This is a genomic window from Caballeronia sp. AZ1_KS37, assembly GCF_023631165.1.
GTDB classification, from domain to species: Bacteria; Pseudomonadota; Gammaproteobacteria; order Burkholderiales; family Burkholderiaceae; genus Caballeronia; species Caballeronia zhejiangensis.
On record NZ_JALQDP010000008.1, the window covers coordinates 59,708 to 75,280 of the forward strand.

At 64.9% G+C, this 15,573-nt stretch carries 18 protein-coding genes; 11 read left to right on the forward strand and 7 right to left on the reverse strand.

Annotated features, from left to right (window positions below):
• The first annotated feature begins 31 nt into the window (after positions 1-31).
• Complete coding sequence (rarD, locus tag NCS00_RS07325; protein WP_008349632.1) at positions 32-907, forward strand: EamA family transporter RarD; 876 nt, start codon at positions 32-34, stop codon at positions 905-907.
• 4 nt (positions 908-911) lie between these two features.
• Here rarD and NCS00_RS07330 read toward each other — a convergent pair whose 3' ends face one another.
• Complete coding sequence (locus tag NCS00_RS07330) at positions 912-1,907, reverse strand: aldo/keto reductase (protein WP_008349630.1); 996 nt, start codon at positions 1,905-1,907, stop codon at positions 912-914.
• A 40-nt stretch (positions 1,908-1,947) separates the two neighbouring features.
• Positions 1,948-3,339 (reverse strand): DHA2 family efflux MFS transporter permease subunit, encoded by a 1,392-nt coding sequence (locus NCS00_RS07335; protein WP_250439743.1) that lies wholly within the window; start codon positions 3,337-3,339, stop codon positions 1,948-1,950.
• A 153-nt stretch (positions 3,340-3,492) separates the two neighbouring features.
• Between NCS00_RS07335 and NCS00_RS07340 the strand changes: the two genes are divergently transcribed.
• Entirely contained in the window at positions 3,493-4,353 is an 861-nt protein-coding gene (locus NCS00_RS07340) for a LysR family transcriptional regulator (protein ID WP_250439745.1), read from the forward strand.
• Positions 4,354-4,466: 113 nt separating this feature from the next.
• On the forward strand, positions 4,467-6,125 hold the full coding sequence (locus NCS00_RS07345) for a tannase/feruloyl esterase family alpha/beta hydrolase (RefSeq protein ID WP_250439747.1): 1,659 nt from the start codon (positions 4,467-4,469) through the stop codon (positions 6,123-6,125).
• 18 nt (positions 6,126-6,143) lie between these two features.
• Here the strand turns inward: NCS00_RS07345 and NCS00_RS07350 are convergent, their stop codons facing one another.
• The gene (locus NCS00_RS07350) at positions 6,144-6,542 is read right to left on the reverse strand and encodes a DUF2917 domain-containing protein (RefSeq protein WP_250439749.1); all 399 of its coding nucleotides are present in this window, start codon (positions 6,540-6,542) and stop codon (positions 6,144-6,146) included.
• 276 nt (positions 6,543-6,818) lie between these two features.
• Here NCS00_RS07350 and NCS00_RS07355 point away from each other — a divergent pair, with 276 nt between their 5' ends.
• The 4 genes from NCS00_RS07355 (at position 6,819) to NCS00_RS07370 (ending at position 10,639) form a co-directional block, all read left to right on the forward strand.
• On the forward strand, positions 6,819-7,172 hold the full coding sequence (locus tag NCS00_RS07355) for a YciI family protein (protein ID WP_175982887.1): 354 nt from the start codon (positions 6,819-6,821) through the stop codon (positions 7,170-7,172).
• 77 nt (positions 7,173-7,249) lie between these two features.
• Positions 7,250-7,648, forward strand: coding sequence for a VOC family protein (locus NCS00_RS07360; RefSeq protein ID WP_008349619.1), 399 nt, complete (start codon positions 7,250-7,252; stop codon positions 7,646-7,648).
• A complete protein-coding gene (locus NCS00_RS07365) occupies positions 7,645-8,949 on the forward strand; it encodes an RNA polymerase sigma factor (RefSeq protein WP_250439752.1) in 1,305 nt (434 codons plus the stop codon). The genes NCS00_RS07360 and NCS00_RS07365 overlap by 4 nt, the downstream gene beginning before the upstream one ends.
• Positions 8,950-9,253: 304 nt before the next feature.
• Positions 9,254-10,639, forward strand: a complete 1,386-nt coding sequence (locus NCS00_RS07370; protein WP_250439753.1) for a glycosyltransferase family 9 protein — start codon at positions 9,254-9,256, stop codon at positions 10,637-10,639.
• 4 nt (positions 10,640-10,643) lie between these two features.
• Here NCS00_RS07370 and NCS00_RS07375 read toward each other — a convergent pair whose 3' ends face one another.
• Both NCS00_RS07375 and NCS00_RS07380 read right to left on the reverse strand, forming a co-directional pair.
• Complete coding sequence (locus NCS00_RS07375) at positions 10,644-11,150, reverse strand: CBS domain-containing protein (protein WP_008349614.1); 507 nt, start codon at positions 11,148-11,150, stop codon at positions 10,644-10,646.
• 60 nt (positions 11,151-11,210) lie between these two features.
• The gene (locus NCS00_RS07380; RefSeq protein WP_008349612.1) at positions 11,211-11,522 is read right to left on the reverse strand and encodes a TFIIB-type zinc ribbon-containing protein; all 312 of its coding nucleotides are present in this window, start codon (positions 11,520-11,522) and stop codon (positions 11,211-11,213) included.
• A gap of 244 nt (positions 11,523-11,766) precedes the next feature.
• Between NCS00_RS07380 and NCS00_RS07385 the strand changes: the two genes are divergently transcribed.
• The 3 genes from NCS00_RS07385 to NCS00_RS07395 all read left to right on the forward strand — a co-directional run bounded on the left by NCS00_RS07385 (position 11,767) and on the right by NCS00_RS07395 (position 13,252).
• Positions 11,767-12,465, forward strand: coding sequence for a carbonic anhydrase (locus NCS00_RS07385; protein ID WP_008349610.1), 699 nt, complete (start codon positions 11,767-11,769; stop codon positions 12,463-12,465).
• 84 nt (positions 12,466-12,549) lie between these two features.
• A complete protein-coding gene (locus tag NCS00_RS07390) occupies positions 12,550-12,774 on the forward strand; it encodes an FmdB family zinc ribbon protein (protein ID WP_250439756.1) in 225 nt (74 codons plus the stop codon).
• Between the two features lie 202 nt (positions 12,775-12,976).
• A complete protein-coding gene (locus tag NCS00_RS07395) occupies positions 12,977-13,252 on the forward strand; it encodes a DUF1488 family protein (RefSeq protein WP_008349606.1) in 276 nt (91 codons plus the stop codon).
• A gap of 39 nt (positions 13,253-13,291) precedes the next feature.
• Here NCS00_RS07395 and NCS00_RS07400 read toward each other — a convergent pair whose 3' ends face one another.
• A complete protein-coding gene (locus NCS00_RS07400; protein WP_008349604.1) occupies positions 13,292-13,747 on the reverse strand; it encodes a response regulator in 456 nt (151 codons plus the stop codon).
• Between the two features lie 68 nt (positions 13,748-13,815).
• On the reverse strand, positions 13,816-14,298 hold the full coding sequence (locus NCS00_RS07405) for an ElaB/YgaM/YqjD family protein (protein WP_250439758.1): 483 nt from the start codon (positions 14,296-14,298) through the stop codon (positions 13,816-13,818).
• Positions 14,299-14,621: 323 nt separating this feature from the next.
• On the opposite strand from NCS00_RS07405, the gene NCS00_RS07410 reads away from it, so the two are divergent.
• On the forward strand, positions 14,622-15,572 hold the full coding sequence (locus tag NCS00_RS07410) for a DMT family transporter (RefSeq protein WP_250439759.1): 951 nt from the start codon (positions 14,622-14,624) through the stop codon (positions 15,570-15,572).
• The last annotated feature ends 1 nt before the right edge of the window (position 15,573 follow it).

A 15,573-nucleotide genomic window follows, 5' to 3' on the forward strand; every position in this document is an offset into this window, starting at 1 on the left:
CGCGGCGTTTATCCGCTCAACGCATCGAACAATGAATCCAGGCGTCGTCTACGCATTCGCGGCCTTTGCCATCTGGGGCCTTTTTCCGATTTACTTCAAGGCCTTGCATTCGATCGGCGCGGTCGAGATGCTCGCGCATCGCATGGCGTGGTCGATGGCATTCCTGCTGATCGTCATGACCGTGCGGCGTCAATGGAAGTGGCTCGGCCCCGTCCTGCGCGACAAGCGTCTGCTTGCGCGTTTCGCCGCGAGCGCCGTGCTGCTGTCGGCGAACTGGGGCATCTATATCTGGGCGGTGAACGACGGGCGCATCGTCGAGGCGAGTCTCGGCTACTTCATCAACCCGCTCGTCAACGTGCTGTTCGGGATGGCGTTCCTGCACGAGCGGCTGCGGCCGGTGCAGTGGCTCGCGGTAACGATCGCCGCGGCAGGCGTCGCGTGGCTGACGTGGGTGAACGGCGCGCCGCCGTGGATCAGTCTCGCGCTCGCGCTGACCTTCGGCGGCTACGGGCTGTTGCGCAAGACCGCATCGCTCGGCGCGCTCGAAGGACTCACGCTCGAAACGATGCTGTTGTGTCCCGTTGCGCTGCTGTATCTCTTTTTTCTGAATTCGCACGGCGGCAGCGGCTTCGAACATGCCTCGCTCAGCGTGAAACTGCTGCTTGCGGCGGCGGGGCCCGTGACCGCGGTGCCGCTGCTGCTGTTCGCGGCAGGCGCGCGGCGCATTCCGCTATCGATGCTCGGGCTCATCCAGTACATCACGCCGTCGCTGCAATTGCTGATCGGCGTCGTGATCTATCACGAGTTCTTCGGGCACGATCAGGTGATCGGCTATGGCGCCATCTGGACCGCGCTCGCGATCTACTCGCTCGAAGGCGTGGTTCGCGCCCGCGCGGCCCGCGTCTGAACGATCAGCGCAACGCGTCGCCGAAGCGGTATTCGACCGTCGCTTCATCGAGCTTCGCCTTGATGTCGGGATCGATCGGCTGATCGACGGCCGCGAGCGTCTCGTTCAGCTGATCGGGCCGGCTCGCGCCGATGATCGCCGACGTCACCGCCGGATTCGCCAGCACCCACGCGAGCGCCGTGCTCGCGAGCGAGCGTCCGGTCGGCGCAACGATTCCGTTGATCGCTTCGATGGTGTGAAATTCGCGCTCGTGCCAGTACCGCTGCGTATACATCGCGCCTGCCTTGCCGACCGCGCCGGTGAAGCGTCCGTCGCTCGGGGCGGCGTCGTAGCGGTGCTTGCCCGTCAGCAGTCCGCCGGCGAGCGGGTTGTAGGGAATGACGGCGAGTCCTTCCTCGGTCGCGAGCGGCAGCAATTCGCGCTCGATCTGGCGAAAGAGCAGGTTGTAGCGCGGCTGCACGGAGACGAAACGCGCGGCGCGCAGCACATCCGAGCGGCCGAGCGCGCGCGCCAGCCGGTACGCCAGAAAATTCGACACGCCGATATAGCGCGCCTTGCCTTGCCGCACGATGGTATCGAGCGCTTCGAGCATCTCGTCGAGCGGCGTGTCGTGATCGTCGTTGTGAAGCTGATAGAGATCGACGTAATCGGTATCGAGCCGTTTGAGCGATGCATCGATCGCGTCGAGCAGATGCTTGCGCGATGCGCCCTTGTGCCACGCGAGCGGCCCCATTTCATGCACGGCCTTGGTCGCGAGAATGTAATGGTCGCGACGGCCTTTCAGCCAGCGGCCGACGATTTCCTCGGTGCGGCCCGCGAGATCGTGCCCGCTGCCGAGCGGATAGACGTTCGCCGTGTCGATGAAATTGACGCCCGCGTCCGCCGCCCGGTCCATGATGCTGCGCGACACGTCTTCCTCGGTCTGCAGGCCGAAGGTCATCGTGCCGAGGGTGAGACGCGAAACGGTGAGACCGGTATTGCCGAATTTGCGGTATTGCACGGTTGCGCTCCAAAGATCGGTTGGACGGACAGAATACTTGCTATGCCGCGCGCTTGCCCGCTGCGGCAGGCGCGGAGCGGCCCGGCGCGTCATCGAGATAGCGGAACACGACACCCGACAGCAACGTGACGACGCCCATGCACACGAAACTCAGCTTGAAGCCGGTCGCAGTCGAGAACGACCCCTCGAAGAGCTGCACGAGCGAGCCGCCGATCGACACGCCCAAACCGATCGCGAGCATCTGCACCATCGAGAAGAGGCTGTTGCCGCTGCCCGCGTCCTTGCTCGACAGGCCTTTCAACGTGACGCTGTTCATCGCGGCGAACTGCATCGAGTTGCACGCGCCGAACACGGCGAGAATCGCGATTTCGACGGCGAGCGGCAGCGTCGGCGAAAACAGCGCGAACGCGACGATCGACGCGCCCACGAGCGCCGTGTTCACGAGCAGGAACATGTCGTAGCCGTAACGCTTCACGAGCTGCGCGATCCAGCGCTTGCTGATCGTGCCGGCGATGGCGATCGGCAGCATCATCAGACCCGAATGCAGCGGGCTGTAGCCGAGTTCGAGCTGCATCAGAAGCGGCAGCAGAAACGGCACGGCGCTCGATCCGATCCGGCATAGCAGATTGCCGATCAGCCCGACGCTGAAGTTCGGCTCGCGAAAGAGCGCGAGCTGAAAGAGCGGATTGCGCTTCTTGCGCGCGTACGGAACATAAGCGAACGCCGACACGGCCGCGAGCGCGAACAGCGCCGCCGATACCGCGCCGCGATGCGTCTCGACCGGGCAATCGAGCGCGAGCGAGAACGACACCATGCACATCGAGAGCAAGCCGCAGCCGACGAAGTCGAAGGGCGGGGCGTCATGCACCGTGTCGTTCGGCAGGAAGCGCTGCACCGCATAGAGGCCGACCGCGCCGATCGGCACGTTGATCAGGAAGATCCAGTGCCACGAGAACGACTCGACGAACCAGCCGCCAAGCGTCGGGCCGAGAATCGGGCCGACCTGGCCGGCGACGGAGATCATCGCGAGCGCGGAAACGTAGGCTTCGCCCGACACGGCGCGCAATATGGCGAGACGCCCGATCGGCAGCAGCATCGAGCCGCCGACGCCCTGCAGCACGCGCGCGAGCACCAGTTGGTTCACCGAGTGCGCGTTCGCGCAGGCGAGCGAGCCGATTACGAACAGCGAAATGGACACCTGATAGACGCGGCGCGTGCCGAAGCGGTCGGCGAGCCAGCCCGATGCGGGTGTGAGCAGCGCCATCGTGAGCGTGTAGGCGACGACGATCGACTGCATCGCGAGCGGCGCGGCGTTCAGACTGCGCGCGATGGAAGGCAGCGCCGTGTTGACGATGGTCGTGTCGAGCGCCTGCATGAAAAAGCCCACGGCGACGATCCAGAGCAGTGCCGTGTGGGAGGAACCTTTGGTCATGTGGAAGCGGAGTTGCGGAGGGCCGCGCGCCCACGAAAGCCTTTTGAAAACAAGGTCGTTTGCGCGATATGTGAAATCTTAATGACTCCGCACGTCATCGGGAAGACCGCTAGCCGCATTGACTGTCATCGGAATATGCGATGACAATATCGCATGCTCAATCCAGTCTGGCTGACGACATTCGCGACGGTGGCCGCGTCGCACAGCTTCACCGACGCCGGGCGCCAGCTCGGGCTGCGGCAGTCGAGCGTGTCCGAGCATATTCGTCGCCTGGAGGAGAGCGTCGGGCGGCGGCTTTTCGTGCGCGATACGCATTCGCTCGCGCTCACCGCCGACGGCGAAGCGATGCTGGTCCACGCCCGCGTGATTCTGGAAGCGATGACGCACGCGCAGTCGCAGTTCAGCTCGCCGCGGCTGCGCGGACGCGTGCGGCTCGGCTCATCGGACGATATCGCGCTCGGGCCGCTGCCGAGCGTGCTCGCGGCCTTTCGCGACACGCATCCCGATGTCGAGCTGGAGATTACGATCGGCATGACGGGACGGCTCTATCAGATGGTCGATGCGGGCGAGCTCGATCTCGCGGTCGGCAAGCGGCGTCTGGGCGATGCGCGCGGCATGCGGCTTTTTTCCGGCCGGCTCGAATGGCTCGCGAAGCCGGGAACGGTCGTCGATACGAAAGAGCCGCTGCCGCTCATTCTGGTCTCGGAGCCGAGCGTCACGCGCGGCGTCGTGCTCGATTCGCTCGCGATGTCCGGCGCAAGCTGGCAGATGGTCTGCACGAGCAGCAGCCACGCGGGCTGCATCGCCGCGGCGCGCGGCGGTCTCGGGCTGACGGTGCGCTCGCATTTCCTGGCGGCGCGCGGACTCGCGCCGCCGGTGAATCGCGCCGACTTGCCCGAATTGCCCGAAGTGGAATTCATCGCGTTCGGCGCCAAACATCTGAGCCGTCCGGCCGAAACCTTGCTACAGCTTCTGGAAAATAGCGATCTGCGCGGCGAATGGGACGGCGAATGACATGCGCGGGCAGGGCACCGGACGCGGCCCTGCAACGACCGGCAGACCCGAATGGCTATCTGCAAACTGTTCTTATATATTGTGCGGCGTTTGAAGTAGCCACCTTAAAAGACGTGCTTCGGTTCTTCCTTTTCTTCACTTCCGGTTTGCCCGGCATCCGTGCGCTTCTCGCGGCGATCGCGTTCGCCGCGTGCTCGAACGCCCACGCGGCGACCTATCTGACGAAACACTGCGCCGATCTCGAAGGGAAAACCGTGCCCGCGTCGATCATCGGCTTGCCGACGCGCGGCGCGGCGATCGTTTCGGCATCGGTCGTCAAGGCGGCGGCGCTCGGCAACCGCAACGGCGAATACTGCCGCATTACCGGCTTCATCAGGGCGCTGCAGGACACGACGCCCGATATCCGCTTCGAAGTGAATCTGCCGAGCCGCTGGAACGGCCGCGCCCTGCAGATGGGCGGCGGCGGCTACAACGGCACCATCGTTTCCGGCACCGAGCCGATGTCCTTCGCCCCCGATTCGACGCCGCTCGCGCGCGGCTACGCGACCTTCGGCTCCGATTCGGGCCACGTCGGCAATTCGGGGCGCGCGGACTTCGCCGGCAACGACGAAGCCATCGTGAACTTCGGCTTCGGCCATCTGAAGAAAACCCGCGACGTCGCGCTCGCGCTGATCCAGATGGGCTACGGGCGGGCGCCCGAAAAGACCTATTTCGCGGGCGGCTCGACCGGCGGCCGCGAGGGCTTCACGGTGATCGAGCGGTTTCCGAACGACTACGACGGCGTCATCGCCAACGCGCCCGCCATCAACTTTTCCGGCGTGCGGCTGATGGGCGTGAAGATCGGCCAGGCGTCGTATGCGAAGCCGGGCGGCTTCGTCGGCCTTGCGCAGCAGCGGCGCGTATTCGAGACCGTCGTGCACGATTGCGACCGGCTCGACGGCGCGGCGGACGGGATCGTCAGCAATGTCGAGGCGTGCAGGAAACTGGAGCCGCAGATCATCGCGTCGCTGCGTTGCGAGAACGGGCAGCGGCCTTCCTTGCGCGACAGTTGTCTGTCGGACGCGCAGATCGACACGCTCGAAACCCTGCGCGACGGCGTCACCTTGCCGTATCCGCTCGCGTATGACGTCAGCGCCTATCCGGGCTACAACGTGTTTCAGGGCGTGGACTTCTCCGGCGCGCTCGGCCTCGGCGATTCGCCGACGCTGCTCAATCCGCCGACGTTCGCCGCGAACGGCTATCTGTTCGCCCAAGGCGATGCCTATATCCGCCACTTCGTCACGCGCGATCTCGCGTTCAGCTCGCTCACGTTCGACGTCGACACGCCCGGGCGCTTCAAGCAGCGCCTCGTCACGCTCGCGTACACCGTCGGCGCGATGAACCGGTATTACACCGCGTTCATCGCCCATGGCGGCAAGCTCATCGCGATGCACGGCCTCGCCGACGAAGTCATCAGCCCGAATCAGACGATCGCGTTTTATCGCGGGCTCGTCGATCGTTACGGAAAGGACAGCGTCGATGCGTTCATGCGGCTCTACATGGTGCCGGGATTCCAGCACGGCAACGGCGTGTTCATCCCCGCGTGGGACGAGCTCGGCGCGCTCGACGACTGGGTGAGCAACGGCATCGCGCCGGAGACGCTCATTGGCAGCGACATCGCGCCCGCCACCAACGGACGCACGCGGCCGATGTGCCGTTATCCGAACTATCCGCGCTATATGGGCAAGGGCAGCATCAACGTCGCGGCGAGCTTCCGTTGCGTCGAGCCGTGAGCATCGGCATCGGCATCGTCAGAATGCGTTGGCGTGCCGGTCCGACATGCGCGGCCAGTATCTCGCCAGCCAGCGCGACACGAGTCCGCGCTTCGCGACGCGATACGACGTGAGCGACACCTCGATCGGCTGATCGCTCTCGGACGTGAGCCACACACGCTCGCCGCGCGCGAGACGCACGACATCGCCGGGCTTCATCCAGTAATCGTACGGATCGCGATGACGCGTCAGCCAGATCGACGGCGCCGCCGCATCGCCGATGCGCAGTTCGGCGTCGCGCGTGAGCCGCCACGACACCATCTGATGCGGATGCACTTCGACAAAGACCACGACGCGCGCGCCCGATGCAGCAAGGCGCCCGGAAGCGACGCCGTGGCCGACGCCATGACGCGCGAAAACTTGCGATACCTTTTCCATCTCTGCTCTCCATGATGTGAGCCGAAGACGGAACCTTGCACGCAAAAACAAGAAGGCCCCGTCTTGCGGCGGGGCCTTCGGAATCTGTCTGCTTGCTTTTCTGCTAGCGCACACGCTGTCCCGATGACCCGCCACGGATGGCGTTCATGCGGTTTTTAATCGCGGCGATGGAGAAAAGGATGGCTGCGTGCATGTGTCGCAGTATCGATGGGCATGTTCGTGTTTGTCAATATCGAGATAGACTTGAACGCATCAGAAAACATTCGGAGGCTCGTCGTGGCTTATCTGCTACTCGTCGTGGAACCGGTCGAACAGCGTGGCCAGCGCACGGAAGAAGAGGGGCGCGAGGCGTATCGCCAGATGGGCGAATTCGCGGAAGGACTGAAGGCGCGCGGCGTGCTGCGCGCGGTCGAATCGCTGACATCGCTCAGGGATGCGGCGCGCGTCAGCGCAACGAACGGCGATGCACGCGTCATCGACGGACCGTTCGCCGAAGCTAAGGAGATGATTGGCGGCTTTTTTCTGATCGATTGCGAAACGCGCGCCGAAGCGGTCGCGATCGCGGCCGAATGTCCGGCAGCGAAATGGTGCACCGTCGAAGTCCGAAAAGTCGGCCCTTGCTATACCTGACACGCGCTTCGTGTCGATTTTCCTGCGCGCCGTTCGTCGTGGTATTGAAAACAGCGATCAACCCGGAGACCGCCGCCATGCACAAACAAATTTTCGTGAACCTTCCCGTTCGCGATCTCAAGCGTTCGATGACGTTTTTCAAGGCACTGGGCCTGAGCTTCGATCCGGCGTTCACGAATGACGACGCCGCGTGCCTCGTCATCGGCGAAAACATTTACGCGATGCTGCTCGTCGAAACGTTCTTCCAGACTTTCACCAAAAAACCGATCGTCGATGCCCACGCGAGCACCGAAGCGCTCGTGTGCCTGTCGTGCGAGAGCAGGGCGGAAGTCGACGATCTGGTTGCGAAAGCCATCGCCGCGGGCGGACGTGCGCCGCGCGCGCCGCAGGATCACGGCTTCATGTACGGCCACGGATTCGAAGATCTCGACGGCCATATCTGGGAGCTCGTGCACATGGATCCGGAAGCGGCGTGAGCGGGCGCGCGAAACGGGACAGCACGCCGGACGATGCCGCCCGGCGCGCCATCGACGCGGTGTGGCGCATCGAGTCCGCGAAGGTGATCGCGAGCGTGGCGCGCGTCGTGCGCGACGTCGCGCTTGCCGAGGAACTGGCGCAGGACGCGTTCGTCGCCGCGCTGGAACACTGGAGCCAACCGGGCGTGGGCGTGCCCGAGAAGCCGGGAGCGTGGCTCATGACGACAGCGAAGAACAAGGCGCTCGACCGTCTGCGGCAACACGCGCTGCACGCGCGCAAGCACGAAGAATACGGACGCGATCTCGACGCGCGGGAAGGGCATATCACGCCCGATTTCGTCGATGCGCTCGATGCCGCGCGCGAGGACGACATCGGCGACGATCTGCTGCGGCTCATCTTCACGGCGTGTCATCCGGTGCTGTCCGTCGATGCCCGCGCCGCGCTGACGCTGCGCCTGATCGGCGGACTCACGACGGATGAAATCGCGCGTGCGTTTCTCGTGCCGGAGCCGACGATCGCGCAACGTATCGTGCGCGCGAAGCGCACGCTGTCGGCCGCCCGCGTGCCGTTCGAGGTACCGAAAGCCGATGCGCGCGCCGCGCGGCTCGGATCGGTGCTCGAAGTCATCTATCTGATTTTCAACGAAGGCTATTCGGCGACCGCCGGCGACGACTGGATGCGACCGGCGTTGTGCGAAGACGCGCTCAGGCTCGGGCGCATCCTCGCGGAGCTGACGCCGGATGAGAGCGAGGTTCACGGGCTCGTCGCGCTGATGGAGATTCAGGCGTCGCGGACCAAGGCGCGCGTCGACCGGGAAGGCCGTCCGGTGCTGTTGCCCGATCAGGACCGCAGCCGCTGGGATCCGCTTCTGATCCGGCGCGGGCTTGCCGCGCTGGAGCGATCCGAAGCGCTGGGCGGTGCGCGCGGCGTGTATGCGTTGCAGGCGGCGCTCGCGGGGTGCCATGCGCGCGGGCCGAGCGCCGCCGACACCGACTGGCCGATGATCGTCGCGCTCTACGACGCGCTGATGCAGACTGCGCCGACGCCTGTCGTCGAACTGAATCGCGCGGTCGCCGTGAGCATGGCGTACGGGCCGGAAGCCGCGCTGCCGATCGTCGACACGCTCGCCGACGCACCCGCGCTCAAGAGCTATCACTGGCTGCCGAGCGTGCGGGCGGATCTGCTGGCGAAGCTCGGACGCAAGAACGAGGCACGCGCGGAATTCGAGCGCGCGGCTTCGCTGACGAAGAACGGGCGGGAACGTGCGTTTCTGCTGGAGCGGGCTGGCGAGATGGGATGAGACCGTGAGAGATGGGCTTCGTCCGATCGCGTCATTGATTTAACATAAGACAAATTATCGGCATTTTTGATGTTACGCCAAATTGGAATGTCGTGTTTTGGTCATCGCGCCGGGACCGACTCGAGCGAGTTTACCCGCCGGCACGCCACCTATAATCGAACGAGACGCGCCGCTATTTTTCAAAAATTGTCGGAATATCAACGCATTAATCAAGAATCCGAAATTTTTGTGAAAAGGCTTGCCGCCTGCGCGCCCGACGCTTCGGCGCACGCAATAATGCCGCCACCTGACTCGGCAAGCTCCCATGATCGACAGTTACCAACAGTTCCATTCCAGCCTGTATGCAGGCGAAATCGAGGCATGTTTCCGTTTTCTCGATGGTCGCTTCGCCGCCGACGGACACACCTCGGAGTACCTGCACGCGCGCGCGCTCGCGCATCTGCGAGGGGGCGAATTTCTGCGCGCCGTCGATATCGCCTGCGAGCTCACGCGCCGATCGAACACCTTCGGCTTCCAGCTTCACAGCCTGTGCGACGCGTGCGCGCATCTCGGATTGAAGGAAGTCGCGCTCAGCATGATCGAGTACGTGGGATGCAAGCCCGATGTCGCACCGATCTTCGCATTCCTGTGGCGCGTCTACGGCTGGCATTATCTCGGCTGCGACGACCGGGTTCTGGAACTGAGCGCGCAAGACGTCGACGAACATTCCGCCTATGTGCTCGGACATCATCAGGGACGCAGCGCGATGCGCCTGAACGGCATCGCGAGCGGCGTCGAACTGTTGCATCGCTATTGGTCATCGCACGAAGCGCGCCGCGTGCTGTTTCCCGATGTCGATATCGAGCATTACTGGTGCGGACAGCGGGTCCTGCCGGCGCATCTGACGATGACGTCGATCGCGTCGGGCCACGGCGATCAAGTGAACTGGGTGCGCTACGCCGGCGCGCTTCAGGCGCTGGGCGTGCAGATCGCCTACGCCGACGGCTCGGACCGGAACTATCGCTTCGCGATGCCCGACGCCGAATCCGCCCGAGACGCCGAAGCCATGCGCGCGGCCGGCTTCGCCGTCGCAACGGACGGCGCGCTGTGGACCGATCCTTTCGCGCTCTTTACCGCGCTTTTCCCGGTGCTCGGTTATGCGTCGTCGGCACGCTATATCGAGCCCGCCGATCCTTGCGCCGCCGATGCAATCGTCGATGAGATCCGCCAGCGCGCGCAGGGCCGGCGCTGCGTCGGCATTTTCTGGTCGTCGTGCGAATCGGCGAACAATTTCGCCAGCCGCAGCCTCGCCCTGCCTGATCTCGTCCCGCTTTTCGACAGCACGCCCGACATCCACTGGGTCGTCATGCAGCGCGGCTTCGAGCGCAAGCGCTGGCTGAACGCCCCGCGTTCGAATGACGTCGACCGCTTCACCACCCTCGCCTCCGACGTCACGCTGACGCAAAGCGTGAGCATCATCGACAGGCTCGATGCGTTCGTCGGCAATGATGGCGCGCTGTCGCACATCGCGGGGGCGCTCGGCAAGCCGTGCTACTTGTTTCTCAATCAGGTCGCGGAATGGCGTTACGAGCGCGATCCGCATGTCACGCCCTGGTATGCCTCGATGCGCCTGGTTCGCGCCCGCGGCCTCGGCGACTGGAACGATGTCGTGCGCAACCTGCAGGCGCTTCTGACGGCGCAAGCGCGCTGACGCGCTACACGATACGCAGTGCGAGTGTCTGCGGAATCTCGCTACGCCGCGTGAGCGCGCACGTCGGTGCATCGTGGCGCGGGCCGCGCACATAGCTTTCGAGCTGGTCGATGGCGAACTGCTGCTCCTCGATCAGATGCCGCACCATATCGCCGATCGAAATCATCCCGACGAGCCGGCCGCCCTCGATCACCGGCAGATGGCGAATCCGCTGCCGCGTCATTAGCGTCATGCATTCGTCGGCGCTCGTTCCGAGGCTGACCGACATCACCGGCGCGGTCATGATCTCGCATACGGTGGTCGTCCGCGAGACTTTGTCCTGCAGGATCACCTTGCGCGCATAGTCGCGTTCGGTGACGATGCCGCACACCGCGTCGCCCACCACGACGACGAGCGCGCCCACTTCCGCCCGCGACATCAGCGCGATCGCTTCGTACACGCTCGCCTCCGCGTCGATGGTGTGAACCGTCGTGTCGCGCTTTGCCTTCAGGACTTGCTTCACCGTTGACATTTGCCGTTCTCCTTGCTGTTTTGCCGCCGAATTACTGCCGATGCGCGTGACGCTCGCCGATCAGTCGAAGTCGAACAGATCGCCGAGAAAGGATTTTTTGCGCCGCGCATGTTCGCGCTTGCCGCGCGAATCGCCGTAGTGGTAACCGTCCTGCCGATGCGTGCGGCGCTCGCGATCGTGTCCGCGCTCGTCCCATTCGTCGCGCCCGGACGCTTGCGCCTCCGCGAGCGACGCCTGCGCCGCGCGCCGGATGATCTGATCGAGCTCGCCGCGGTCGAGCCACACGCCGCGACAGTGCGGGCAATAGTCGATTTCGATGCCCTCGCGCACGGTCATCAGTAGTTCGGTCGCGGGACATACCGGGCATTTCATGTCGTTTCCTTTCTGATTGCTTTCAATGAAAACAATCTAGCGGAATGGTACGCGTCGAAAAATAGGAGATTTTGAGCGCGTCACTTCGGGAAAACCGAACCGGATGATGCCCTCGCACCGAATTGGTGCGCCCGTGAAGGTCTTGAATCGGAGCGACTTGCGATCCATCTCAAAACCCCGCAAGCTTTCGCCTTGACGTGACGCGCACGCACGCGCGTCGGAACCGCACAACAAAGGCGACACCATGTCCGACAAATCGATGAGCGAAGAACGCCACGGCGCCGAAACCGGCGACCTGCTGTACCTGCTGCAAGGCGCCGACGACTTCAGCCGTTTCGTGTTCCCCGACAGCGAAGCGCTGTTCAAGAGCCTCGCGCGCCAGCAGGCGCCGCATACGCTCTTCATTACCTGCGCGGATTCGCGCGTATCGCCGGAAATGATCACGCAGACGCGCCCCGGCGAGCTTTTCGTGTGCCGCAACATCGGCAACATCGTGCCGGCTTATGGCGAGATGCTCGGCGGCGTGTCGGCGGTGGTGGAATTCGCGGTGCTCGCGCTCAACGTCCGGCAGATCGTGATTTGCGGCCACTCGGATTGCGGCGCGATGAAAGGTCTCGCGTCAGGCGCGGCCATCGCCGATGAAATGCCGACGGTTCACGCATGGCTGCGCAACGCCGAAGCCGCGCGCAGCGTCGTGATGGCGCGCAAGCTGGAAGAAGAACGCATCGTCCAGGCGATGGTCGAGGAGAACATCCGCCTGCAACTGACGCATCTGCGCACGCATCCGGCGGTCGCGGGCCGGCTCGCGCTCGGCAAGCTGCAGGTGCAGGGCTGGGTGTACGACATCGGGCGCGGCAAGGTGTCGATCTACGACGAAGCCGACAGCAAGTTCGAGTCGCTCGAAGAAGCGCGTCTGCGCCTGTTGCGCAAGGACGGGCGTTGACATCGGCACGCCCGGCTTCGCGGCGAGGCGTTGCATAGCGCTTGCTACCGTGATCGATGCCCTCTTTCTCCGAGTGAAAACGTCATGCCTGTCTACGATTACCAATGCGCGGATTGCGGCGCGTTCGAAGCCGTCCGCCGCATCGCCGAGCGCGACGATCCCGCGGCCTGTCCACAATGCGGCGCGGCCGCTGCGCGCGTGACGATCGGCGCGCCGAGCGTGGGCGGTTCGAGCGCATCCGCCGGCGCCGCCGAAGAAGCCGGCAGTTACGGCATGAGGCATCGCGGCGGCTGCCTCTGCTGCGGATAGGGCGCTTTGTACCGCGCGGGCACGGTCATTGCAAAGTCACCTCCCGTACGCCCCGCGCAGCGCGGGCGTATCATGCAAGACGACGTGCGCGGCGCGCAAGGCCGCACGCAGTCGTAGGCATCGACATCGCGGGCGCGTCGTTGCAAGTCTCGCGATGATCGCGCTCAACCGTGTTCCGAACGAAAAACAGGAGGTGATAAGGATGACGATAGAGTTCAGCGGGCGCCGTCATGTCGTGGCGGCAGCGCGTGTCGCGTTCGAGGCGAAGGTGGACGGCCGCGAGGTGTGGTGCAGCATTTCCCTCGATGCACTCAACGATCACTTCGGCAATAGCGGGACGTCGTCGCACGATCTCCTCTCCGCGTTCGAAGGCGGACGCGTGCAAATCGAAGACGCCGCCCGGCGCGCGCTCGAGCGCAACGGCGGCCAGTCGGTCGAACTGGAAACCAACGATTTCAAGGCATCGCGAGCGGTTTAGGCCTCAAGCGGCGGGCGGCGGCGCAGTGCACCGCCCGCATCAGTGGACGTAGAAACACTTCAATACGTCGAACATCCACCAGACCGGGCACGGCGTTCTGCAAAAGCCGTCGTAGCCCGCGGCGTGCAATGCATCGCGCGGATCCTGCTTGGCATCGGCGGCGAGCGCAATCAGCAACTCCACTTCGCCCTCCGTCCGATCGACGGTCAGCGCTTCGCGCAGCGTGCGCGCCGGCGCGTGGTCGTGCGCGTCGCCGATGAGCGTATCCACGAACAACACCTGCGGCCGCCAGTTGCGGATGAATTGCGACGCGGCCGCCGCATCGCCGATCTGCACGGCCTCGAAACCGCGCATCGCGAGGAGCAGCGCGAACGAGTCGCCGACGTTCGATTCCGAATGCACGATCAAGACGCGCCGCGGACTGGCGAGCGCCATCGTCAGCGGATTCCAGATTTCGCACCGGTCGGTGCAGAGGTCGTACGATCGTTCTTCCATGTCGGTCCGGCACGGCGATAAGCCTCTGCCGATATCAGCAACCCAGCAAGGTTGAGGCCCGCCGCGCTTCAGCGTGCGGCCAGCAGACCGACGATGAGCCCGCCGACCGCCGCCAGCGCAATCGATTTCCACGGATTGTCGTGCACGTAATCGTCCGTGCCCTCCTTCGCCTGCCTGTACTGCGTCGCGATGACGTCCTGCGCGCCCGCCAGCACGTCGCGCGCGCGCCGCGGCATCGGTCGCGACGGATGGTACTGACTGCCCTGTCCCGCGGCGTGCGTCGCGGCGGGCTGCGCGAGCACCGTCGGACTGTCGCCGCCTTCGAGCACATCGCCGTGCACGTGATACGGCGAATACCTTGCGGGCTTGTGCGCCTCGCCCGGCGTGAGCGGCGTCACGCTCGCGGCCTGTCCGTGCGCCATGCCGGGCGCGAGCGCCGCGTCCATCGCGCTCGCGACCGTGCGGCGCGAGAGCGGCGGATCGGCCGGATCGCCCCGGTCGCTGTTTTGCATCGACTGAATCGTGGATGCGTTGCCGTTTGCATTGTCCATGGCTTCTCTCCCGTTGACTGCGTCCATCGCGCTGCAAGAACCATCGTCCATCTTTCGATCATGCAAGAGTCGCACCGATCGGGCCTGCCAGCAACCTCGGCGTCGGCGGTCGGTCGAGCCGCGCGGCGCTTGGCAATTTTTCTCACATAACGGTGAGAAATGCTCGTTTGCGGCGGCATCGGCGCGCGCCTACGATGCGGGATTCCGGGAGCTGGGCGAGCGGGTGAATCGCGCCGCATCTTTCGTTTCACGCCGCGCCGAAACGTCGGCACGACGCACGCCGATACGATGGTTTCGCTCCCGACTTCTATCGCCAAGCCGCCATGAATCCCGTCAATCTCGCTCAACTGTTCGTTCTCGCCGCGCTCTGGGGCGGCTCGTTCCTGTTCATCCGCGTCGGCGTGACCGATCTCGGCGTCGCGCCGCTGATGGCGTTGCGCGTGGGCATCGGCGCGCTGTTTCTGCTTCTGGTGCTAGCGCTGCGCGGCAAGGCGCGGCCAGCCTTCTCGACGATGCGCGAACGCGCGTGGCCGCTCCTCGTCGTCGGCGTCCTCAATTCCGCCGCGCCGTTTTGTCTCTTCGCGTATGCCGAGCTGACGCTGTCGGCGGGCGTCACGTCGGTCATCAACGCGACGACGCCGCTCTGGGGCGCGATCGTCGCGTATCTGTGGTTGAGCGACCGGCTGACGCGCATGCGCGTGGCGGGACTTGCGATCGGCTTCGCGGGCGTGCTCGCGCTCGTCTGGGATCAGATGTTCGCGCACGACGCGAGCGCCGCCGCCGCCTCCCCGATGGCGACCGCGCTGGCCGCACTCGCCGCGCTCGCCGCATCGGCTTCTTACGGCGTCGCCGCGAGTTACACGAAAAAGCATCTGATGGGCGTCGATTCGCTGACGGTCGCCGCCGGCACGATGAGCGCGGCGACGATCGTGCTTCTGCCCTTCGCGCTCTTTTTCTGGCCGGCCGGCGCCGTATCGTTGCACGCGTGGGGCGCGGTGCTCGGGCTGGGCGTCGCGTGCACGGGCCTCGCCTACATGATGTTCTTCCGTCTGATCGCGGTCGCCGGGCCGGCACGCGCGATTACCGTCACGTTCCTGATTCCGATCTTCGGGATTCTGTGGGGCGCGCTCTTTCTTGCCGAGCGCGTGTCGATGGGCATGGCGGCCGCCTGCGCGATCGTGCTGGTCGGCACGGCGCTCGCGACGGGCGTGATCAAGCGCGTGCCGCTCGTCGGCGCGCGCCGGTCTCAATGCGTGAAGGAAAGCAAAGCGTGAT